Here is a 21958-nt window from a genome sequence, read left to right as displayed (position 1 = left end):
TACGCCGCCGCGCCCCCTCCCGGAGCACCCGGGGACCGGCTCGGCGGCCTCCACCCTGCCGCACACCCCCTTTTCGTGATTAATCTGGGAACGGAGACGCGGTCGTCGCGGCTCCGCCCCTGTCGCTCCGCCCGGTGCGCGGGGGTTCCTGCTACCCGAGGAGTGACTCCCTCCGGCGATGGACGGATCGTCCTGCAGTACCTGCGCCGCCCCCTGCCGACATAGCGCGGACCGCACCCACGAGGTGCGCGTCCCTGCGGAGGCGGCGGCATCATGACCACCCCCCTGCTGCTCCTCGCAGCCGCGTTCCTGCTGATCCTGGCCAACGGCTTCTTCGTCGCGGCCGAGTTCGGCCTCGTGACCGTCGAGCGCCCGGACGCCGAACAGGCCGCCGCCGACGGCGACCGGCGTGCCCGCCGGGTCGTCGAGTCCCTCAAGGAGCTGTCCTTCCAGCTCTCCGGCACCCAGCTCGGCATCACCATCACCTCCCTCGTCGTCGGCATGCTCGCCGAACCGGCCCTGGCCCGGCTGCTGGACGGCCCGTTCACCGCGATCGGCGTCCCCGACGGTGCCGTGTCCGGTGTGTCGGTGGTCGTCGGCATGCTGCTGGCCTCCGCCGTGCAGATGGTGATCGGCGAGCTCGTGCCCAAGAACTGGGCGGTGTCCAAGCCGCTGCACGTCGCGCGCTTCGTCGCCGGCCCGCAGCACGTCTTCGCGAGGCTGTTCCGCCCCGTGATCTCCGCACTGAACACCGTCGCCAACCGGCTCGTGCGCATGCTCGGCATCGAGCCGGCCGAGGAGCTGGCCTCCGCCCGCACCCCCGGCGAACTGGTCTCCCTCGCCCGGCACTCCGCCCGGGCCGGCGCCCTGGAACAGGACACCGCGGAACTCTTCGTCCGCACCCTGTCCCTGGGCGAACTGACCGCACAGCACGTCATGACCCCCCGCGTGAAGGTCAGCGCCCTGCAGTCCTCGGCGACCGCCGAGGACGTGGTCAACCTGACCCGGGCCACGGGACTGTCCCGCTTCCCCGTCTACCGGGAGAAGATCGACGAGATCGTCGGCATGGTCCACCTCAAGGACGCCCTCGCGGTCCCCGTGCACGAACGGCTGCGCACCCCCGCCGGCCGCATCGCCCGCCCGGCCCTGCTCGTCCCCGAGACCCTGCCCGTACGGCCGCTGCTCACCCGGCTGCGCAGCGAGCAGCCCATCGCGGTCGTCGTCGACGAGTACGGCGGCACCGCCGGCGTCGTCACCCTGGAGGACATCGTCGAGGAGATCGTCGGCGAGGTCCGCGACGAGCACGACGGACTGGACGTGCCCGAACTCGCCCCCGCCCCGCCCGAGGACGGCCGCCCCGCCTGGGACGTCGACGGCAGCTGCCGTGTCGACGCCCTGCGCCGCATCGGCCTGCAGACGCCCGAGGGGCCGTACGAGACGGTGGCCGGCCTGGTCGCCGACCTCCTCGGCCGCATCCCCGCCGTCGGGGACCGTGCGGAACTGCCCGGCTGGCGGCTCTCGGTCCGGCAGGTCGGCCACTACCGCGCCGAGCGGATACGGCTGGTGCGGACGGCACCGGCGTCGCTGCTGGAGGCCGCCCGATGAGCGTCCTGCAACTCCTCTTCGCGGCGCTGCTCGTGCTCGCCAACGGCTTCTTCGTCGGGGCCGAGTTCGCGCTCGTCTCCGTGCGCCGCAGCCAGATCGAGCCGCTCGGCACCGCCCGGGCCCGCCAGGTGCTGTACGGGCTCGAGCGGCTGCCCCAGATGATGGCCGCCGCCCAGTTCGGCATCACCGTCTGCTCGCTGACGCTCGGCGCGGTCGCCGAGCCCACCGTCGCCCACCTGCTGGAGCCGGTCTTCGAGTGGATCCACCTGCCGCACGGCATGATCCACCCGCTCGGCTACGTCATCGCGCTGGCCGCCGTCGTCTTCTGCCACCTCGTCATCGGCGAGATGGTCCCGAAGAACCTCGCGATGGCCGCCCCCGAGAAGGCCGCGCTGTGGCTGAGTCCCGGCCTGGTCGCCTTCGCCCGCCTCTGCAAGCCGATCACCTTCGCGCTCGGCGCCTGCGCCCAGGGCATCCTGCGGCTGTTCCGCGTCGAGCCGAAGGACGAGGTCGAGGCCGTCTTCACCAGCGAGCAGCTCAACCGGCTCGTCGAGGACGCCGGCCAGGCCGGCCTGCTCGACCCGGAGGAGCAGGAGCGCCTGGAGGACGCCCTGGAGCTGGGCTCCCGCCCGGTGACGGACGTGCTCCTCGGGCGCGAGTCCCTCGTGACGGTCAGCCCCTCGGTCACACCGGGCGAGATCGTCGCGCTGACCGCCCGCACCGGGTACTCCCGCTTCCCGGTCGCGGCGGACACGGGCGCCTTCATGGGATACCTGCACGTCAAGGACGTCCTCGACGTGGAGGACTCCGACCGTGCGGTGCCCCAGCAGCTGTGGCGCCCGATGACGACCCTCCGCCCGGAGCTCCCGCTCGACGACGCCCTCACCGTCATGCGCCGCGCCGCGACCCACCTGGCCCAGGTGGCCGACGCGTCCGGCAGGGTGCTGGGCCTGGTCGCACTGGAGGACGTACTCGAACTCCTGGTCGGCGAGGTCCGCGACCCGGCCCACCGGGAGGCGCCGGTGGTGGCGGAACAGCGGGCCAGCGGAACCCCGGAGGAGGCCCTCGCGTAACCGCGGCCGCCCGCAGCCGTCACCGCTGCGGGCGGCAGCATCCCTACATCCCCGGCGCCTCGGCGGGACCCCGCCCCGACAGAACCTCCCCGTACGCCTGCATCAGATCCGGCAACCGCAGCGTCGCCAGATCGTCCCGCGTCAGCACCCCGCTGTACCCGGACAGCCGCAGATCCCGGTACGCACAGCTCTTCTCGTACAGCGTCCGCAGGAACCGCCCGTTGCCGAGCTCGTCGATCCACCCCTGGTCGACCACGTGCCCGGCGATCGACCGCAGCTCGTCGAGGGCCTCCTCGTCCCACCCGTCCCCGTTCTCGGCGGCGAGCACCTCCCCGATGGAGGTCAGCTCCAGCGGCCGGTACGACGGGAAGTCCACGCGGGTGGTGAACCGGGACGACAGCCCGGGGTTGGCCGCCAGCAGCCGGTCCATGCCCTCCGGGTACCCGGCGAGGATCACCACCAGGTGATCGCGGTTGTCCTCGGCCCGCTTCAGCAGCACCTGCAACGCCTCGTCCCCGTAGGCGTCCCCCTTGCCGTACCCCGAGTTGGACAGCGAGTAGGCCTCGTCGACGAACAGCACACCGCCCAGCGCGGAGTCGATCAGCTCGTTGGCCTTCACGGCCGTCTGGCCCAGGTACTCGCCGACGAGGTCGGCCCGCTGCGCCTCGACGAGGTGGTCGCCGCCCAGCAGGCCGAGGGCGTAGAAGACGCGGCCCAGGATGCGCGCCACGGTCGTCTTGCCGGTGCCGGAGGGGCCGGAGAAGACGAAGTGGCGCTTGGGCGGCTGGACCGGCAGGCCCTGCCCGGCCCGCAGCCGCGCCATGTTCAACTGCGCGGAAAGCGCCTTGACCTGGCGTTTCACCGGCTCGAGGCCCACCATGCGCTCCAGCTCGGCGAGCGCCTCCTCCAGTAACGCGGGGTCGGTGGGCCCGGCGGGCAGCAACGGGTCCGGCAGGCCGTCCCGCCTGCGCACCGGCGCCCCGGTCAGCGAGGGAAGCGCGCCGGACGACGGCGGCTCGGGGTCGGACAGCTTCAGGTCGCGTTCCGCGGCGCCGTACAGCGGGTCGAGCCCGTCGGTCCCGTCCACGCCGTCCGGTCCGGCACCGGCCGGGGCGAGGCCGGCGAGGTCGGCCGGGTCGTCGTAGCCGTCGCTCTCGGCGATGGCCGCCAGCCGGGCCGAGGTGTCCATGAAGGCCGGGTCGACGCGGTGCACGGCACGGTACAGGGGCAGGGCCGCGGCGCTGCGGCCCGTGCCCTCGTGGGCCCGTGCCAGCCAGTAGCGCAGCTCCTTGCGCTGCGGCTGCTCGCTGCGGCACCGCATGAGCGCGGCCGACAGCAGCGGTTCCGCCTGTCCGTACATCTCCAGCCGTACCCGCGCCATGCCGCTGAACAGACCGGCCTCGATGCCCAGCAGGGGGTCGCCGAGCAGCGGGTCGGTGTGCCGGACCAGCTGCTCCCAGTCCTTGACGAGGTAGGCGCGGCAGGCGTGCAGGAAGCGGACGTGGGCGTCGGTGTCCACCGGCGGCAGCCCGGCGAGGGCCCGGTCGAGCTCCGGGACGTGGCGGCCGTCCAGCCAGTGCGAGGCGTGCGCGAGCAGCAGGTCGCGAGGGCTCTCCAGCACGGGCTGGACCCACCAGCCCAGCCAGTACCAGGAGTTGAGGGTACGGCGGTGCCGCGCGCGCTGTTCGCCGAAGCGGTCCCGGTGCCGGAACATCCGCAGCAGCGCGTTGGCGGTGTCGACGCGCAGCGCGTGCAGCCCCAGCCAGCCGTCGGCCATCGTGGGGTCGAGGCGCACCGCGGTCCGGAACTCCTCCTCCGCCTGTGGGTAGGCCCCCATGGTGTAGGCGTCCACGCCGCGCAGCCAGGCGAGGTCGGCCGGGGCCTGCGGGCCCTGCGTGCCGAAGTCCATCACGTCCCCCACGAACCGTGCCCCCGTCGGTATGCCACCGGGCCGTCACCCGCCGGCCTTCCGCTCCAACCGCTGTACGGGCGACCGGAGTTGCAAGGTGCGCGCAGCGGCCGTCCGTAGGTCGCACACCGAGGGCATCGTACCCGCGGCGGTCTTCCCTCCGAAGGGTGCCGGGGCAGGCCGTTCCCCGAGGTGGGAGCGGACGGGGCGCAATGCGGCGCGGTGACCGAGTGTGATCGGTGAGCGTCGCGGAGCAGTCGAAATCGGAGTTTTGGGCAGAACGAAGCCCCCGGTCACGGGGGAACAACCGGGGGCTTCGTGTCTGCGGGCGGTCCCGAACGACCGCACATTGAGAACGTAAGACCTGTACGGCCCCCGGGTCAAGCGAAGTTGAGGCACTCTGGCGAGTCGCGGAAGGGCGGTCTTCACACGTTCAACACATTGCGGAGGAGGCGTCACTCAACGTGACGAAGAGCGCCGGGATCGGCGAGTCCGGCGGGCCCCGGAAGCACCTCGTACCCCTCACCCCTCTGGCGTACCAGGAGGCGCGCGAAGGGGCGCGTGGGGTCATCGGCGAAGTGTCGGCGCTCCGCCGGGATCCACCCGTCCCAGAACGTCCGCTGTTCCGCCCCGTCGCGCGCCCGTCCGCGGCTCCACGCCTCCTCGGGCGGCAGCTCCATCCACAGCAGCAGCGCCAGGTGCGGGCGCAGGTCCCGGCGGCCCGCACCGACGCCCTCGACCAGGACGACCGGCGCCGGCGGGAGGGCGCGGGGCGCGGTGAAGCTCCGGGCCCGCCAGTCGTAGGGCGTGTAGTGAGCCGTGTCGCCGCGCCGCAGGGGCTGGATCACCTGACCCAGCAGTCGCCCGGTCCAGCCGAACAGCTCGTCGTGGGTGGCGATGTCGTCCAGGTGCAGCACCGGCGCGCCGCCCAGCGCATCGGCCAGCCGCCCGGCGAACGTGGACTTCCCCGACCCGGCGTGCCCGTCCACGCCGACGAGGCGCACGGGCCCGCAGGAAGGGGGCAGCCGGCGGATCCGGGCGGCGAGGTCGTGGATGGCGGTGTCCTGGGCGTGGCGGCGGGGGGAACGGGCGGGCGGACGGTCGCCCAGCACTCTAGCCGTGCCCGCGTGGCCTCCCGGCCCCCTGCCCCGCCTCCGTGACACTGGTCGACACCAATGTTCATGGCGTGGCGTGCGCAGAAGTGCTGGCAGGAGCGGCAGCCTGCGGCCATAGTTGGCGCACATCCGTGCAACGGAACCGCCCCGACTCGCACACCTGGGGGTCTCTCGCCCATGAGCAGAGCCGAACAGCCGTCCCGCAGAACGGTCCTGACCGCCGCCGTCGCCGCCGCGGTGGCCGGCGGCGCGGTCCCGGCCACGGCGAAGGCCGCGCCGTACGCCGCGACCGCGGCCGCGGACCCCGACCGCACCTCCCGTCCGGTCGACTACCGGGCCTGGACCACGTTCCAGGACTGGCGTGGCGGGACCGGGCGAGGCGCCCGGCCCGTCGCCGGCGCCCGGCCCGGTGTCGTCATCGGCGCCGCGGCGGGCACCACCGACTACACCGACCCGCACACGGGCAGGACCGCCCCGTGGGAGTACGCCACCTGGACGTCACCCGTCCACCGGCTCGCCGTGCCCGCGACGGAGGTCATCGCCTCCTGGAACGCCCACACCCCGGACGGCACCTGGCTCCAGGTCGAGCTCAGGGGCACCTACTCCGACGGCACGGACACGCCCTGGTACGTGATGGGCCGCTGGGCCGCCGGCGACCAGGACATCCGCCGGACCTCGGTCGACGACCAGAGCGACGGCAGGAGCAGCATCTGGACGGACACCTTCTCGATCGACGACGCCTCCAGCGGCCTGCGCCTGGTCTCCTACCGGCTCAGGCTCACGCTCCACCGCCGCCCGGGCACGCGGGCCACCCCCACCGTCTGGCGGCTCGGCGCCATGGGCTCCGACATCCCCGACCGCTTCACCGTCCCCGCCTCCGCCCCCGGCCTCGCCGGGGAACTCCGTGTCCCGCGCTACTCCCAGGAGGTCCACAAGGGCCAGTACCCGGAGTACGACAACGGCGGCGAGGCCTGGTGCAGCCCCACCTCCTCGCAGATGATCATCGAGTACTGGGGCGGCCGGCTCACCGAGGAGCAGCTCGCCTGGGTCGACCCCGCCTACGCCGACCCGCAGGTCTGCCACGCCGCCCGGTACACGTACGACTTCCAGTACGCCGGCTGCGGCAACTGGCCCTTCAACGCCGCCTACGCGGCCACCTTCGAGGGCCTCCAGGGCGTCGTCACCCGCCTCGGCTCCCTGACCGACCTGGAGACGCTGATCGCGGCCGGCATCCCGGCCATAACGTCCCAGTCCTTCCTGGAGAAGGAGCTGACGGGAGCCGGATACGGCACCTCGGGCCACCTGATGACGGTGATCGGCTTCACCGCCGACGGAGACGTGATCGCCAACGACCCCGCCTCGGACGACAACGAGGCCGTGCGCCGTGTCTACAAGCGGCGCGAGTGGGAGAACATCTGGCTCAGGACCAAGCGGTACAACGCGAGCGGCAAGGTCGTCTCCGGCACCGGCGGCGTCTGCTACCTGTACTTCCCGGCCCGCCCGAGCCCCCGCCAGCGCAGGGCGCTCGCGGCGGTGGGCGTGCGCTGACACCCGCACGGCCACGACGGCCCCCGGCACGCACGACCGCCGGGGGCCGCCCGCTGTGACCAAGGTCTCCGCCGCACGAGCCGCCGACGGTGGCAAGGTGGACAGGGCCAGCGGGGGAGCCCGGCAACCGTCCGAGATCAGCGAGAAGTCATGAGCGCACACACCGCCACCGCCGCCCGTGTCCGAACCGGCGGTCCCCAGGACGACGGCCCGAAGGTCCTCGAGCACGTCATGGGCTGGACGCTCGTCGTGGTGATCGCGATGTTCGTGGTCCAGCTGGGCCTGCTGTGACCTGACCCGCGTGTGACCTGCCCGACGACCCGACCTGCCATACTGCGGACGTCCCGCCGCCCGTAGGAGACCAGGGTCGAAATTGAGTACCAGTCAACAGCGTGCCGGTGTCCGTCCCCAGGTGCGCGGCACGGAACGCTCACTGGCCCGCCGAGCCGAACTCATCGCCATCGGGCGCAGGTTGTTCGCCGACACGTCGTACGACGCGCTCTCGATGGACGACATCGCCCGGCAGGCGAACGTGGCCAAGGGGCTGATCTACTACTACTTCCGGTCCAAGCGCGGCTACTACCTGGCGATCATCCAGGACTCCGTCGCCGGGCTGGTCACCACCGCGGCCGGCGGGACCGAACTGCCGCAGGTGGACCGCGTCCACCGCACCATCGACGGCTATCTGCGGTACGCCGAGCACCACCAGGCCGCGTACCGCGCGATCGTCAGCGGGGGCGTCGGCTTCGACGCCGAGGTGCACGCCCTGCGGGACGGGGTGCGCGAAGCGATCGTCGAGACCATCGCCGAGGGCGCGTACGGACGTCGCGACATCGGGCCGCTGGCCCGCATGGGCCTGCTCTCCTGGGTGTGCAGCGTCGAAGGCGCCACCCTGAGCTGGATCGAGCGTCCCGAACTGCCCCGCGAGACCATGCGCGACCTCCTGGTGAAGACGCTCGGCGGCGCCCTGCGTGCCATCGCGGAACTCGACCCGGCCTGCCCGGCCCCGTCCCCCGCCCGCCGGGACGCCTGACGCGGGGGTGGTGGCCCCATCCGGCCTCCGCCCCCGCGCCCCCCGCCGGCCGGTCAGCCGATCGCCTTGATCAGCTCACCGTTCGTGGTGTCCCCGCTCAGCTCCCAGAAGAACGTGCCGCCCAGACCCTGCTGGTTCTTGTAGGCCGTCTTGGTCGCGATGGTCGCCGGGGTGTCGTAACTCCACCAGTTGCTCCCGCACTTGGCGTACGCGGTGCCGGCCACGGTGCCGGTCGCCGGGCAAGTGGACTTGAGCACCTTGTAGTCCTCGATGCCGTTCTCGTACGTCCCCTTGGCCGGGCCGGTCGCGGTGCCGCCGGGTGCCGACTGGGTGACGCCGGTCCAGCCGCGGCCGTAGAAACCGATGCCGAGCAGCAGCTTCGAGGACGGGATCCCGAGGCCCTTGAGCTTCGCGATCGTCGCGGAGGTGTGGTAGCCGGCCTTGGGGATGCCGGAGTACGAGGTCAGCGGCGAGTGCGGGGCCGTCGGACCCGCGGCGTCCCAGGCCCCGAAGTAGTCGTACGTCATCGGGTTGTACCAGTCGACGTAACTCGCCGCCCCCGCGTAGTCGGCCGCGTCGATCTTGCCGCCGGACGTCGCGTCGGCCGTGATGGCCGCGGTGACCAGGTTGCCGGAGCCGAACCTGGCGCGCAGGGCGCTCATCAGCTTGGGGAACGCCGCCCGGCCGCTGGTGTCGCAGCTCAGGCCGCAGGCGTTCGGGTACTCCCAGTCGATGTCGATGCCGTCGAAGACGTCGGCCCACTTCGAGTTCTCGACCAGGTCGTAGCAGGACTGGGCGAACGCGGCCGGGTTCCTCGCCGCCTCGGCGAAGCCGCCGGACCAGGTCCAGCCGCCGAAGGACCACAGGATCCTGAGGTTCGGATGCTTCTTCTTCAGCTTGCGCAGCTGGTTGAAGTTGCCGCGCAGCGACTGGTCCCAGGTGTCGGCGACACCGTCGACGGACTCGGCCGCGGTGTACGCCCGGTCGGTGGCCGCGTAGGCGTCGCCCATGGCGCACTTGCCGCCGGTGACGTTGCCGAAGGCGTAGTTGATGTGGGTGAGCTTCGCGCCGGAGCCGGACGTCTCGATGTTCTTGACGTAGTACTTGCGGTCGTACGTGCCCCATTCGGTGAAGTAGCCGACGACCTTCGAGCCTGCCGCTTGCTGCGCGGTGGGCGCCGTGGGCGCGGCCTCGGCGGTGCCGGTGGCCGTCGCGACGCCCGCGCCGGCGAGCAGACCGGCGCCGAGAGCGGCGGAACACAGGGCGGAGAGCAGCGCCCGGAAGGGGGCGCGGGGGAGGTGCGGGACGTGCATCGGGTGTCTCCTCGTGGGGGGAAGAGGGAACGCTCGCCGATTGGCATGAACGCGTTGAGTGCGTCGGTCCGTCACCGTAGGAGGACTAGACCAGTGCGGTCAATGGTTCGGACCAAATGGCCCGGGGCGCGGTGGAATCCGGGACCCGCGGCCGGGGCGGAGATTTCTTCAAGTAAGCGGTCGTTAACTGGTGACTCCATACGTCCGATCGGGCATACTCACAGCGCACAGCCGCTGGTCAGCCGCTTCCGCGACCCGGGAGTGCGAGCATCGGCCAGGCCCGAACGACCAGGCGGAGCCGCCTCCACCCAAGGCGCACGTCCGCCGATGTGCCCGACAGGGAGGAGAGCGTCGCCATGCCCGACCGCGCCCCGCAGCCGGTGGACCGGCAACTGCCCACGGACGAGGCACGGGATCTGATCTCGCTCGTCCGCGACATCGCGCAGCGTGAGATCGCCCCGAGCGCGGCCGAGGAGGAGGACGCCGGACGCTTCCCGCGCGAGGTCTTCACCCTGCTCTCCGACTCCGGCCTGCTCGGCCTGCCCTACGACGCCGAGTACGGCGGCGGCGAGCAGCCCTACGAGGTCTACCTCCAGGTCCTGGAGGAGCTGGCCGCGGCCCGGCTCACCGTCGGCCTGGGCGTCAGCGTGCACACCCTGGCCTCCTACGCGCTCGCCGCCTACGGCACCAAGGAGCAGCAGGTCGAGCACCTGCCCGCGATGCTCGGCGGCGGACTGCTCGGCGCCTACTGCCTCTCCGAACCCGCCTCCGGCTCGGACGCCGCCTCCCTGCGCACCAAGGCCGTGCGGGACGGGGACGACTGGGTGATCACCGGGACCAAGGCGTGGATCACGCACGGCGGGATCGCCGACTTCTACACCGTCATGGCCCGGACGGGCGTGGAGGGCCCGCGCGGCATCACCGCCTTCCTGGTCCCCGGCGACGCCGACGGCCTGAGCGCGGCGGCGCCGGAGAAGAAGATGGGCCTCAAGGGCTCGCCCACCGCACAGGTCCACCTCGACGGCGTGCGGGTCCCCGACGCGCGGCGCCTCGGGGAGGAGGGACAGGGCTTCGCGATCGCCCTGTCCGCGCTCGACTCCGGGCGGCTCGGCATCGCCGCCTGTGCGATCGGCGTGGCCCAGGCGGCGCTGGACGAGGCGGTGTCCTACGCGGCCGAGCGACGGCAGTTCGGCAAGCCGATCTCCGACTTCCAGGGGCTGCGCTTCATGCTGGCCGACATGGCCACCCGGATCGAGGCGGGCCGCGCGCTGTACCTGACGGCGGCGCGGCTGCGCGACGCGGGAGCGCCGTTCGCCAAGCAGGCCGCCATGGCCAAGCTGTACTGCACCGACGCGGCGATGCGGGTCACCACCGACGCCGTGCAGGTCCTCGGCGGCTACGGCTACACCGCGGACTTCCCGGCCGAGCGCTACATGCGCGAGGCGAAGGTCCTGCAGATCGTCGAGGGCACCAACCAGATCCAGCGGATGGTCATCGCCCGTCACCTCGCGGGTCCCGAGGGACGCTGAAGGTGCCGGTGACGCTGAAGTCACCGGTCGCGACGACGTCGCCGAGCCCGCGCGGGGGCTCGGCGAGCCTGGCCCACTCCGGGTCGTGGCGCCCCGGCAGGGTCCGGCCGCGGTCGGCCCAGGTCCGCATCAACTCGCGGTAGATCGGCGGGTCCGGAGGTTGCGGGGCCGGCGGAACCGGCCCCGTCGGCACCGGCACGAACACGCGGCGCCGGCTCCCGGCCGCCGAGTACGTGGGAGTCATGCCAGGGCAACGCGGTGACGTGCGGGCAGGTCACCGGCCCGCGGAATCGGGCGTGCGTTCACGGGGTCCGCCGCGTCCCCCGGAGGCGCCGTGGCGCACCTGTCCGCGCCACGGCGGCCTGCTTGCCGTGACGCGGAAGGGTCCGTGCGAGGAACGGCGCCCCGGGTCCGCCCGGGGACGCGGTCGCTCAGGCGGCCTCGCGTCGCATCGCGGGCACGCGCATCGGGCGCGAGCCCGGGCCGCCGACGTGGGAGAAGGGCTGCGTGCGCCAGTCGAGGCCGTGCGGCAGCGTCAACAGCAGGGCGGTGTCCTGCTCGTGGGGACGGCTCGACGCGTCCGCGGGACGCGCGTCGGTGGCCCTGCGACCGGTGCCCGCACAGACGGTCAGACCGAACGGGTTCCACGGCGAGGCGCACAGCGCGTGCTCCGGCAGCACGTCCTCGTCCGCCAGCAGGGCGATGGGCTGCGCGCAGTCCGGGCAGATCACCCGGTACATCTCGAAGGTGTCGTAGGCGTCGAGTTCCTCGTCGTCGAAGACGTCGGGATCGACGCCCTCCGGCACGGACTCGACGACGGGCTGCGGGCGCTTGGGCGCGGTACGTCCAGGGCGCTTGAGATTCTGCATGGGATTCTCCCCCTCGGGCTGGGCCGTGACGGCACTGCGGCCTCGACCACAGCAAGCACTTCCCGTCACCCCCACCGGGTAATCACGAGAACATCACGGAGACGAGCCGGGGGGTGTGGTGTTCGTCACACGCCGCTCCGGGGTGTCCGGTGCGGTGTTTTTGTCCCCGCCGCGCTGCCCGCCGGCCCCCGCCCACATCACGAACCGGACATGACCTGGGCTGCTCAGGTACCCGAGGAGATCACGCGCACTGTAGGTTCTTGCGCCATGGAGGAGCTGGACCGACAGATCGTGCAGCTGCTCGTCAAGGACGGGCGGATGAGCTACACAGACCTGGGCAAGGCCACGGGCCTGTCCACGTCGGCCGTGCACCAGCGGGTGCGGCGGCTGGAACAGCGTGGCGTCATCCGCGGGTACGCCGCGGTCGTCGACCCGGAGGCCGTCGGGCTGCCGATGACCGCGTTCATCTCCGTCAAACCGTTCGACCCCAGCGCGCCCGACGACATCGCCGACCGGCTGGCCGGGGTGCCCGAGATCGAGGCCTGCCACAGCGTGGCGGGCGACGAGAACTACATCCTCAAGGTCCGCGTGGCCACCCCGCACGAGCTGGAGGAGCTGCTCGCCCGGCTGCGTTCCCTGGCCGGCGTGTCGACCCGGACCACGGTGGTCCTCTCGACGCCCTACGAGGCGCGCCCGCCGCGGATCTGACACCGTCCGGGCGCCCGTGCCCCGCGCGGCGCGGACCTGCGTGCGGGCCGCCCGGCGCGAGGGGCGAGACTGGTGTCCATGAGTGAGTCCACCACCCCGCCCGCCACCGTCCTGCTGCGCCGCGGCGAGGTCCACAGTCCCGCCGACCCCTTCGCGACGGCCATGGTCGTCGAACGCGGCCAGGTCGCCTGGGTCGGCTCCGAGGGCGCCGCGGACGCCTTCGCGGACGGTGTGGACGAGGTGATCGACCTGGACGGCGCGCTGGTCACCCCGGCGTTCACCGACGCACACGTGCACACCACGTCCACCGGCCTCGCCCTCACCGGCCTCGACCTGTCGGGCGCCCCCACCCGTGAGGCGGCCCTCGCCCTCGTCCGGGAGTTCGCCGCGGCCCGCCCCGCCGACCGGGTCCTGCTCGGCCACGGCTGGGACGCCTCCCGCTGGCCCGACGGCCTGCCCCCGACCCGCGCGGAACTGGACGAGGCCACCGGCGGCCGGCCCCTCTACCTCAGCCGCATCGACGTCCACTCCGCCGTCGTCACCACCGCGCTGCTCGACCTGGTCCCGGGCGGCACCGGCCGGCCGGACGGACCGCTCACCGCCGACGACCACCACGCCGCGCGCGCCACCGCGCTGGGCGCCATCGCGCCCGCCCAGCGCAGCGACGCCCAGCGCGCCGCCCTCGCGCACGCCGCCTCCCTCGGGATCGGAACCGTTCACGAGTGCGCAGGGCCGGAGATCTCCTCCGAGGACGACCTCACCGGACTGCTGCGCCTCGCCGCCGCGGGCGACGGGCCGCGCGTGATCGGCTACTGGGCCGAACAGGACGTCGACAAGGCGAGGGAGCTGGGCGCGGTCGGCGCCGCGGGCGACCTCTTTGCCGACGGTGCCCTCGGCTCGCACACCGCCTGCCTGCACGAGCCGTACGCCGACGCCGGTCACACCGGCACCGCCTACCTGGACGCCGCCGACGTCGCCGCCCACGTCGTCGCCTGCACCGAGGCGGGCCTCCAGGCGGGCTTCCACGCCATCGGCGACGCCGCCGTGACCGCCGTCGTGGACGGCGTGCGCGCCGCCGCCGAGAAGGTCGGCCTCGCCCGCGTCCGCGCCGCCCGCCACCGCGTCGAACACGCCGAGATGCTCACCCCGGAGACCGTCGCCGCCTTCGCCGAACTCGGCCTCACCGCCTCCGTCCAGCCCGCCTTCGACGCGCTGTGGGGCGGCGAGGACGGCATGTACGCCCAGCGGCTGGGCATCGAGCGGGCCCGCACCCTCAACCCCTTCGCGGCCCTGCTGCGCGCGGGTGTCCCGCTCGCCTTCGGCTCCGACAGCCCGGTCACCCCCCTCGACCCGTGGGGCACCGTCCGCGCCGCCGCCTTCCACCGCACCCCGGAGCACCGCGTCTCCGTGCGCGCGGCCTTCACGGCGCACACGCGCGGCGGCTGGCGGGCGATCGGCCGCGACGACGCGGGCGTCCTGGTCCCGGGCGCGCCCGCGGACTACGCCGTCTGGCGTACCGGCGACCTGGTGGTCCAGGCCCCCGACGACCGGGTCGCGCGCTGGTCGACGGACCCGCGCTCCGGCACCCCCGGGCTGCCCGACCTCACTCCCGGCCGGGACCTGCCCGTCTGCCTGCGCACCGTGGTGGGCGGCAGGACGGTCTTCGTACGGCCGGGCGAGTGATCTCCACGGCCGACGAGGCGGTGATCTTCGGACCCGCACGTACCGGGCGTCCGCCGCGCTGACCTGGGCATTGACACGAAAACCGCAGGTCGAACGACTGTTGACAGGCGACGGCCGAGGGCCGGTAGGTTCGGCGGAGTCCACCACCGGACGCCCGACCGGGAAACCTCCGCGCACTCGCCGCGGCGCCGCTGCGTCAGGGACGGTGTGCCGCACCGGCGCACCGCCACTGGGAGCCAGGCTCAGCGCTCGCGCCACGGCGGGGGAACGATACGGCCGGTCGGGAGGTGTGACCCGGGTGGGGCCCGGGCGCTCAGTAGACAACGGCTTTCGGTCGACCCGCAGCCAGCGGGTCCCAGGTCGGCCCGAAGGGCGCCGGGCCCCCATCCGCCGCGGAAACGGTCCGAAACGCGCATCCCTACCCCGGTTCTCGGGCGAGGACACCACCATTCGACCGTCCTGGCACGTCATCGCAGGCCGCGGCCACTATGGTGGTCCTCTGCGTACGGACATGAAGGGGCAGCAGTGAACGACGGCGACGGGACGCTCGCGGCAGCGGACCAAGGGAGGCGGTTCGGCCCCCTGGGCACGGCCCTGGTGATCATCCCGACCTACAACGAGGCGGAGAACATCAAGGCGATCGTCGGGCGCGTGCGCGAGGCGGTCCCCGAGGCACACGTTCTCGTGGCCGACGACAACAGTCCCGACGGCACCGGCAAGCTCGCCGACGAACTGGCCGCCGGGGACGACCACGTCCAGGTCCTGCACCGCAAGGGCAAGGAAGGGCTGGGCGCCGCCTACCTCGCGGGCTTCCGCTGGGGCCTGGAGCACGGGTACGGCGTGCTGGTCGAGATGGACGCCGACGGCTCCCACCAGCCCGAGGAACTTCCGCGCCTGCTGACCGCGCTCAAGAGCGCCGACCTGGTGCTCGGCTCCCGCTGGGTGCCCGGCGGCCGGGTGGTGAACTGGCCCAAGTCCCGCGAGTTCATCTCCCGCGGCGGCAGCATGTACTCGCGCCTGGCGCTCGACCTTCCGCTGCGCGACATCACGGGCGGCTACCGCGCCTTCCGCCGGGAGACCCTGGAGGGGCTCGGTCTGGACGAGGTCGCCTCCCAGGGCTACTGCTTCCAGGTCGACCTGGCCCGCCGGGCGATCAAGGCCGGTTACCACGTCGTCGAGGTGCCCATCACGTTCGTCGAGCGTGAACTGGGCGACTCGAAGATGAGCCGCGACATCCTCGTGGAGGCCCTCTGGCGGGTCACCACCTGGGGCGTGGGGGAGCGGGTCGGCAAGGTCCTGGGCCGCGACAAGCCGAGCGACAGGCCCGGTGAGAAGTCGGCCGCGAAGCCGGCCGACCAGCCTCACGGCGGTAGCGCCGACGGGCCTTCCGAAGAGCCGGAGGACGTGCCGGGCGAGCTGGGCACGGCCGACGGGCCCGCCGGCGAGGACGCACCGGCCCGGCCGGGCGCGCCGGACGAGAAGGCCTGATCACCCCCTTATCCCGCGCTGAGCCGGGCCCAGGCACACTGGGGGTATGACGACAGGCGCTCAGACCCCCAGGCCCTCCGCCCGGCCCCGGCGCTCCCGGCTGCGCACGTACCTGCCGCTGGGCCTCGCCGCGTGGCTCGTGCTGGAGATCTGGCTGCTGACCGTGGTCGCGGGCGCGTCGAGCGGGTGGGTGGTCTTCCTGATCCTGGTCGCGGGCCTGGCGCTCGGCTCCGTGGTCATCAAGCGGGCCGGCCGCCGGGCCTTCCGCGATCTCACCGAGACGCTGCAACAGCAGCAGCCCGGCGTGACGCCGACGCCCCGCCCGAACAGCGAGGGCAACGGGCTGACGATGCTGGGCGGCCTGCTCCTGATGATCCCCGGCATGATCTCGGACGCGCTGGGTCTGCTCCTGCTGCTGCCCCCGGTGCAGAAGGCCGTGAGCCGGTACACGCAGCGGACCGTCGAGCGCAAGCTCCGCGAGGCCGGCCCGGGCACCCTGGGCGACGCCTTCCGGCAGGCCCGCATGCACCGGCCGGACGGCAAGGTCGTCCAGGGCGAGGTGATCCGGGACGAACCGGGCGACGCCCCGCAGGACCCCCGCCCGCCGCTGACGCGCTGACGGTGCGCACGACAAAACGCGGGCGCCGTACGTGGCCACGTACGGCGCCCGCGATCGCTTGCGTTCGCTGAAAGCCGGCTCGGCTAGTCCCCGTGGGGACTACGCACTCTTGCGGCTGTCCCGCGGATGAACCGCGATGTTCATCGCGCCGGAGCGCAGAACGGCCAGTCGCTCCTCGAGGACCTCTTCGAGTTCCTCGCGGGTGCGCCGCTCCATCAGCATGTCCCAGTGCGTACGCGCGGGCTTGGCCTTCTTCTCCTCAGGGCCGTCGCCGTCCACCAGGAGTGCCTGGGCCCCGCAGACCTTGCACTCCCACTCCGGCGGGATCTCCGCCTCGACCGAGAAGGGCATCTCGAATCGATGCCCCTTCTCGCATGCGTACTCCACGGCCTGGCGCGGGGCCAGGTCGATGCCGCGGTCCGTCTCGTAGCTGGTCACCACGAGGCGCGTGCCGCGAAGAGCTCGCTCACTCATGAATCGTGCCTCCCGGGCTTGTCGCCCACAGGACAGGTGTCGCTGTCGTCGTCATCCGGTCAACGTCCGGGCGGCGGTAAAGATTCCCGTCCGGAGTCCCCGTTCCGGGCCCTGCGTCGCCGTCGCAGCCGCAGCCTTGTCACCCAGTGCAGTACCCGCCGACGTCCGGTTTGTCACCTCTGTCACCAGAAGCGACATAGCGATTCGGCACCTTTGACGCGCAGTAACGGTACGCCTGGCAGGCCAAACGCGTACACTACAGCCCTTTCGTGTCGAGTGCTAAATCCTTTCGGGTACCGGGTTGCCCGCGTCGCCGATCGCACGCCGTACCGGTACCCGCGCGAGCAGGACGAAACCGATGACGAAGAAGGCCACCAGCGAGATGATCGCGTCCCGGTAGCTCCCGGTCAGCTGGTAGGTGAGCCCGAACAGCAGCGGCCCGAGCCAGCTCATGCCGCGGTCGCTCATCTCGTACGCGGAGAAGTACTCGGCCTCCTTGCCGGGCGGGACCAGGTGAGAGAAGAGCGAGCGGGACAGCGCCTGGCTGCCGCCGAGGACGAGGCCGATGCCGGCGGCCAGCACGAAGAACCACGCCGGGGCCCCGGCCGGCAGGAAGTACCCGGCGGCGAGCGTGACCGTCCAGGCGACCAGCGACCCGAGGATCGTGCGCTTGGCGCCGTACGTCCGGGCCAGCCGGCCCAGCGCCAGCGCGCCCGCCACGGCCAGCACCTGGACCAGCAGCACGGCCACGATCAGCGTGGACTGCCCGAGCCCCAGTTCCTCGGAGCCGTAGACCGAGGCCTGGGAGATCACCGTCTGGATGCCGTCGTTGTAGACGAGGTAGGCCAGGAGGAAGGCCAGGGTCAGCGGGCGGCGGCGCATGTCGCGGACGGTCGCGGCGAGCTGCCGGAAGCCCGGGAGGGCCGCCTCGCGGGCGGGGGCGGGGCGGTCGCGCAGCCGCCGCAGCGGTATGAGCGCGAACGCGCCCCACCACAGTCCGGCCGACGCGAGGCAGATGCGGACCGCCGCGCTCTCGCTCAGGCCGAAGGAGTCGTGGGCGGTGTAGAGGATCAGGTTCGCGACCAGGACCAGCGACCCGGCCGCGTAGCCGAAGGCCCAGCCGCGCGAGGAGACCGCGTCGCGTTCCCCGGGCGGCGCGATCTGCGGCAGGTAGGAGTTGTAGAGCATCATCGCCACCGACTGCGCGGCGTTGGCGACGATCAGGAGCAGGCCGCCCAGCAGGTAGCGGTCGCCGTCGAGGAAGAACATGCCGGTCGTGGCCGCCGCCCCGGTGTACGCGGCGGCCCCGAGCAGCGGCTTCTTGCGGCCCGTGCGGTCGGCCGCGGCCCCCACCAGGGGCATCACGAGCACCGCGACGATCACCGACAGGGACACCGAGTACGCGAAGAAGGAGCCGGAGCGCACCGGAATGCCGAGGGGGTGCACATAGCCGTCCGCGTCCGCCGCCGACTCGGCGACCGACGTCAGATAGGGCCCCAGGAACACGGTCAGCACGCTCGTCGAGTAGACCGAGCACGCCCAGTCGTAGAAGTACCAGCCGCGCTGCTCGCGCCGCCGGTCGGCGGCCCCGTCGGCCGCGTCCGTCCGCACGGTGTCGGTGCCCACCCGTGCCCTCGCCTCCCCGTGAACGCGCGCCGCCGCCGGAGCCCCGGCCGCGGGTCCCGCAGGCTCAGACCCAGACGCCGCGGTCCTCCATGACCTTGCGCAGTGTGTCGATGTGATCGGTCATGATGCCATCCACTCCGAGGTCCAGGAGCCGGTGCATGCGGGCCGGATCGTTCACCGTCCACACGTGCACCTGGAGCCCGCGCGCGTGGGCGGCGCGCACGAACCGGTGGTCCACCACCGGGATGCCCGACTGGGCCTCCGGCACCTGGGCGGCCACCGCCGAGCGGCGCAGCGGAGCCGGCACGCCCCAGGAGCGCAGTCGCAGGCCGAGGACGCCCCGGGTGCCGTACGAGGTCGCCAGCCGGGGGCCGGCCAGCCGCTGCGCGCGGACGACCCGGGCCTCGGAGAAGGAGCCGACGCAGATGCGGTCCCAGGCGTCTCTCCGCCGGACCAGCTCCAGGAGGGGCCGCAGCGCCGGCTCCGCCTTCACGTCGATGTTCCAGCGCACGTCGGGGAAGGTCTCCAGCAGCTCCTCGAAGAGAGGCACCGGCTCCTCGCCCGCCACGCGCGCGTGGCGCACCTCCTCCCAGGGCAGGTCGGCGATCCGGCCGGCCCCGTCCGTGACCCGGTCCAGGGTCGCGTCGTGGAAGGCGACGAGCCTCCCGTCCCGCGTGGCGTGGACGTCCGTCTCGATGTACCGGTAGCCCGCGTCGACCGCGCGCCGGAACTGGCACACCGTGTTCTCCAGGCCGTCCGCGGCACCGCCCCGGTGGGCGAAGGCGAGGGGGCCGGGGTGGTCGAGGTACGGGTGGCGTATCGGGGTGGTCACCGCCGCAGTATCGCGCGCCGGGGATGACCCGCGGCAACCACCGTGCTGCCTTCCGGTGTCGCGGGCACGGCGAACATCCGCAGGAACACCTGGGCGAGCGGTCCGATCGCCAGGGCGTACAGCAGGGTGCCGACACCGACCGTGCCGCCGAGGGCGAAGCCCGTGGCGACGACGGTGATCTCGAGGACCGTGCGCACCAGGCGCACCGACAGTCCCGTGCGCCGGTTCAGGCCCGTCATCAGGCCGTCACGCGGGCCCGGCCCGAACCGGGCCGCGATGTACAGCCCGGTCGCCGCACCGTTCAGGACGACCCCCGCCACCATCATCGCGATCCGCAGCGTCCAGCCGTGGGCGTCGGGCACCACGGCCAGCGTCGCGTCCATCGCGGCGCCGATGACCAGCACGTTGGAGACCGTGCCCAGGCCCGGCCGCTGGCGCAGCGGGATCCACAGCAGCAGCACGGCCGCGCCCACGACGGTCAGCACCAGGCCCATGGACAGGCCCGTGCGCTCGGCCAGACCCTGGTGGAGGACGTTCCACGGCTCGAGGCCCAGCCCCGACCTGACCAGCAGTGCCGAGCTCGCCCCGTACAGCACGAGACCGCCGTAGAGCTGTGTCAGCCGCCGCGCGAGCCGACCGGGTCCGGATCTCCTGGACAAGAGGTGCCCCCTGTGTGGTGGTAGTGGCCTGCTGCATGACACCCTGTGGCTTGAGAAGCAGTGCCAACCATGGCCAATTCGGGGAAGGTGGACTGATTTCCATGGCGCAGTGGACCTCGGCCGTGGGGGCGGCTCAGCTCGCCCGGCTGCTCGGCTCCCAGCAGGAGCGTCCGGCCGGCCCCGGCACCCGCCGTCCGCCCGCCTACCGCGCGCTCGCCGACGGCATCCGGCTGCTGGTGCTCGAAGGGCGGGTGCCGGTCGCCGCCCGGCTGCCCGCCGAACGCGAGCTGGCCATCGCCCTGACCGTGAGCCGCACCACGGTCGCCGCCGCCTACGAGGCCCTGCGCGCCGAGGGGTTCCTGGAGTCCCGCCGCGGCGCGGGCAGTTGGACGGCCGTACCGGCCGGGAACCCCCTGCCCGCGCGCGGCCTCGAGCCCCTGCCGCCCGAGGCGCTCGGCTCGATGATCGACCTCGGCTGCGCGGCGCTGCCCGCGCCCGAGCCCTGGCTCACCCGCGCGGTGCAGGGCGCCCTGGAGGAGCTGCCGCCCTACGCGCACACCCACGGCGACTATCCGGCCGGGCTGCCCGCGCTGCGGTCGATGATCGCCGAGCGCTACACCGCCCGCGGGATCCCGACCATGCCCGAGCAGATCATGGTGACCACGGGCGCCATGGGAGCGATCGACGCGATCTGCCACCTCTTCGGGGGACGCGGCGAGCGCATCGCGGTCGAGTCGCCGTCGTACGCCAACATCCTCCAGCTCATGCGTGAGGCGGGGGCGCGGCTGGTCCCCGTCGCGATGGCCGAGGGCCTCACCGGCTGGGACGTGGACCGCTGGCGGCAGGTGCTGCGCGAGGCCGCGCCCCGTATCGCCTACGTCGTCGCCGACTTCCACAACCCCACCGGCGCGCTCGCCGACGACGACCAGCGGCGCCGGCTGGTGGACGCCGCCCGGTCGGCCGGCACCGTCCTCGTCGCCGACGAGACGATGAGCGAGCTGTGGCTCGAGGACGACGTCGAGATGCCCCGCCCCGTCTGCGCCTTCGACCCGGCCGGCTCCACGGTCGTCACCGTCGGTTCCGCCAGCAAGGCCTTCTGGGCCGGCATGCGCATCGGCTGGGTCCGAGCCGCGCCCGACGTGATCCGCAGCCTGGTCGCCGCGCGCGCCTACGCCGACCTGGGCACGCCGGTGCTGGAGCAGCTGGCGGTGAACTGGCTGTTCAGTACGGGCGGCTGGGAGCAGGCGGTGCGGATGCGCCGCGAACAGGCCCGGCAGAACCGTGACGAGCTGGTGGCGGCGGTGCGGCGCGAGCTGCCGGACTGGGAGTTCGAGGTGCCGCGCGGCGGCCTCACCCTGTGGGTGCGCTCCGGCGGGCTCTCGGGTTCGCGGCTCGCCGAGGCGGGGGAGCGCGTGGGGGTGCGGGTCCCGTCCGGGCCGAGGTTCGGGGTCGACGGGGCCTTCGAGGGGTACGTCCGGCTGCCGTTCACCGTCGGCGGGGCGGTGGCGGAGGAGGCGGCCGTCCGGCTGGCCGCGGCGGCCCGGCTGGTGGAGTCCGGCGGCGCCGGCGGGGGGAGCGAGGCGCCCCGGACGTTCGTGGCCTGACCGGTCCGAGCCCGCCCCGCCCACGGCGTGCCTCCCCGGAGCAGCGGTGGCGCCGACCGCCGGGCCGGCGGAGCGGGGTGGCACCTCGCGGTCGGACCCAGGGCCGGCGGTGGGTGCGGTGGCAACCCGCGGTCGGACCCAGGGGCGGCGGGGCCGGACGACCGGGGTGGCGACCTCCAGCAGGTCCTCGCGCTGTCGCGCCATCAGCTCCTCACCGGCGCTCACGGTCGCACCTCGCGGTCGGACGTCAGCCCGATGGGGCCGGCGTCGC

At 73.2% G+C, this 21958-nt stretch carries 20 protein-coding genes; 11 read left to right on the top strand and 9 right to left on the bottom strand.

The window, feature by feature from the left end; translation table 11 throughout:
* Positions 1-273: 273 nt before the first annotated feature.
* Both ACGF3H_RS30260 and ACGF3H_RS30255 read left to right on the top strand, forming a co-directional pair.
* Entirely contained in the window at positions 274-1605 is a 1332-nt protein-coding gene (locus ACGF3H_RS30260) for a hemolysin family protein (protein ID WP_362496465.1), read from the top strand.
* Complete coding sequence (locus ACGF3H_RS30255; RefSeq protein WP_362496462.1) at positions 1602-2678, top strand: hemolysin family protein; 1077 nt, start codon at positions 1602-1604, stop codon at positions 2676-2678. Before ACGF3H_RS30260 ends, ACGF3H_RS30255 begins: the two co-directional genes overlap by 4 nt.
* Positions 2679-2721: 43 nt before the next feature.
* Here ACGF3H_RS30255 and ACGF3H_RS30250 read toward each other — a convergent pair whose 3' ends face one another.
* Positions 2722-4587, bottom strand: coding sequence for an AAA family ATPase (locus ACGF3H_RS30250; RefSeq protein WP_362496459.1), 1866 nt, complete (start codon positions 4585-4587; stop codon positions 2722-2724).
* A 455-nt stretch (positions 4588-5042) separates the two neighbouring features.
* Positions 5043-5699, bottom strand: coding sequence for a uridine kinase (locus ACGF3H_RS30245; RefSeq protein WP_393816561.1), 657 nt, complete (start codon positions 5697-5699; stop codon positions 5043-5045).
* 180 nt (positions 5700-5879) lie between these two features.
* Here ACGF3H_RS30245 and ACGF3H_RS30240 point away from each other — a divergent pair, with 180 nt between their 5' ends.
* The 3 genes from ACGF3H_RS30240 (at position 5880) to ACGF3H_RS30230 (ending at position 8283) form a co-directional block, all read left to right on the top strand.
* Positions 5880-7250, top strand: coding sequence for a peptidase C39 family protein (locus ACGF3H_RS30240; protein ID WP_362496456.1), 1371 nt, complete (start codon positions 5880-5882; stop codon positions 7248-7250).
* Positions 7251-7400: 150 nt separating this feature from the next.
* Positions 7401-7541 (top strand): SCO1431 family membrane protein, encoded by a 141-nt coding sequence (locus ACGF3H_RS30235; RefSeq protein ID WP_362496453.1) that lies wholly within the window; start codon positions 7401-7403, stop codon positions 7539-7541.
* Positions 7542-7623: 82 nt separating this feature from the next.
* Entirely contained in the window at positions 7624-8283 is a 660-nt protein-coding gene (locus ACGF3H_RS30230; protein WP_362496450.1) for a TetR/AcrR family transcriptional regulator, read from the top strand.
* Between the two features lie 53 nt (positions 8284-8336).
* Here the strand turns inward: ACGF3H_RS30230 and ACGF3H_RS30225 are convergent, their stop codons facing one another.
* Positions 8337-9596 (bottom strand): glycoside hydrolase family 18 protein, encoded by a 1260-nt coding sequence (locus ACGF3H_RS30225; RefSeq protein WP_362496447.1) that lies wholly within the window; start codon positions 9594-9596, stop codon positions 8337-8339.
* Between the two features lie 356 nt (positions 9597-9952).
* On the opposite strand from ACGF3H_RS30225, the gene ACGF3H_RS30220 reads away from it, so the two are divergent.
* Positions 9953-11125: an acyl-CoA dehydrogenase gene (locus ACGF3H_RS30220; RefSeq protein WP_362496444.1), complete on the top strand. Its 1173-nt coding sequence runs from the start codon at positions 9953-9955 to the stop codon at positions 11123-11125.
* On the opposite strand, the gene ACGF3H_RS30215 is transcribed toward ACGF3H_RS30220, so the two are convergent.
* Together ACGF3H_RS30215 and ACGF3H_RS30210 are read right to left on the bottom strand one after the other, a co-directional pair.
* Positions 11088-11369: a hypothetical protein gene (locus ACGF3H_RS30215; protein ID WP_362496441.1), complete on the bottom strand. Its 282-nt coding sequence runs from the start codon at positions 11367-11369 to the stop codon at positions 11088-11090. The two genes, ACGF3H_RS30220 and ACGF3H_RS30215, sit on opposite strands and share 38 nt — an antisense overlap.
* Positions 11370-11556: 187 nt before the next feature.
* Positions 11557-11994 carry a hypothetical protein gene (locus ACGF3H_RS30210; RefSeq protein ID WP_362496439.1) on the bottom strand — a complete coding sequence of 146 codons (438 nt, stop codon included), beginning with the start codon at positions 11992-11994 and terminating at the stop codon, positions 11557-11559.
* Positions 11995-12261: 267 nt separating this feature from the next.
* Between ACGF3H_RS30210 and ACGF3H_RS30205 the strand changes: the two genes are divergently transcribed.
* The 4 genes from ACGF3H_RS30205 (at position 12262) to fxsA (ending at position 16492) form a co-directional block, all read left to right on the top strand.
* On the top strand, positions 12262-12702 hold the full coding sequence (locus ACGF3H_RS30205) for an Lrp/AsnC family transcriptional regulator (RefSeq protein ID WP_004002750.1): 441 nt from the start codon (positions 12262-12264) through the stop codon (positions 12700-12702).
* A 78-nt stretch (positions 12703-12780) separates the two neighbouring features.
* Positions 12781-14385: an amidohydrolase gene (locus ACGF3H_RS30200; RefSeq protein ID WP_362496436.1), complete on the top strand. Its 1605-nt coding sequence runs from the start codon at positions 12781-12783 to the stop codon at positions 14383-14385.
* 525 nt (positions 14386-14910) lie between these two features.
* Positions 14911-15873 (top strand): polyprenol monophosphomannose synthase, encoded by a 963-nt coding sequence (locus ACGF3H_RS30195; RefSeq protein ID WP_362496433.1) that lies wholly within the window; start codon positions 14911-14913, stop codon positions 15871-15873.
* A 46-nt stretch (positions 15874-15919) separates the two neighbouring features.
* Entirely contained in the window at positions 15920-16492 is a 573-nt protein-coding gene (gene fxsA / locus ACGF3H_RS30190) for an FxsA family membrane protein (protein ID WP_362496430.1), read from the top strand.
* A 99-nt stretch (positions 16493-16591) separates the two neighbouring features.
* On the opposite strand, the gene ACGF3H_RS30185 is transcribed toward fxsA, so the two are convergent.
* The 4 genes from ACGF3H_RS30185 to ACGF3H_RS30170 form a co-directional block, all read right to left on the bottom strand.
* Complete coding sequence (locus ACGF3H_RS30185; RefSeq protein ID WP_003977404.1) at positions 16592-16966, bottom strand: RNA polymerase-binding protein RbpA; 375 nt, start codon at positions 16964-16966, stop codon at positions 16592-16594.
* Positions 16967-17245: 279 nt separating this feature from the next.
* Positions 17246-18592, bottom strand: coding sequence for an MFS transporter (locus ACGF3H_RS30180; RefSeq protein WP_362496427.1), 1347 nt, complete (start codon positions 18590-18592; stop codon positions 17246-17248).
* A gap of 64 nt (positions 18593-18656) precedes the next feature.
* Positions 18657-19424 carry a glycerophosphodiester phosphodiesterase gene (locus ACGF3H_RS30175; protein WP_362496424.1) on the bottom strand — a complete coding sequence of 256 codons (768 nt, stop codon included), beginning with the start codon at positions 19422-19424 and terminating at the stop codon, positions 18657-18659.
* Complete coding sequence (locus ACGF3H_RS30170) at positions 19421-20083, bottom strand: hypothetical protein (RefSeq protein WP_362496421.1); 663 nt, start codon at positions 20081-20083, stop codon at positions 19421-19423. The genes ACGF3H_RS30175 and ACGF3H_RS30170 overlap by 4 nt, the downstream gene beginning before the upstream one ends.
* A gap of 101 nt (positions 20084-20184) precedes the next feature.
* On the opposite strand from ACGF3H_RS30170, the gene ACGF3H_RS30165 reads away from it, so the two are divergent.
* Entirely contained in the window at positions 20185-21687 is a 1503-nt protein-coding gene (locus ACGF3H_RS30165; protein ID WP_362496418.1) for a PLP-dependent aminotransferase family protein, read from the top strand.
* The last annotated feature ends 271 nt before the right edge of the window (positions 21688-21958 follow it).

It is taken from the genome of Streptomyces sp. NPDC048185 (assembly GCF_043202495.1).
Taxonomy (GTDB): domain Bacteria; phylum Actinomycetota; class Actinomycetes; order Streptomycetales; family Streptomycetaceae; genus Streptomyces.
The sequence above is the reverse complement of the archived record's forward strand: the minus strand, read 5'-3'. Positions and strand labels throughout refer to the sequence as shown.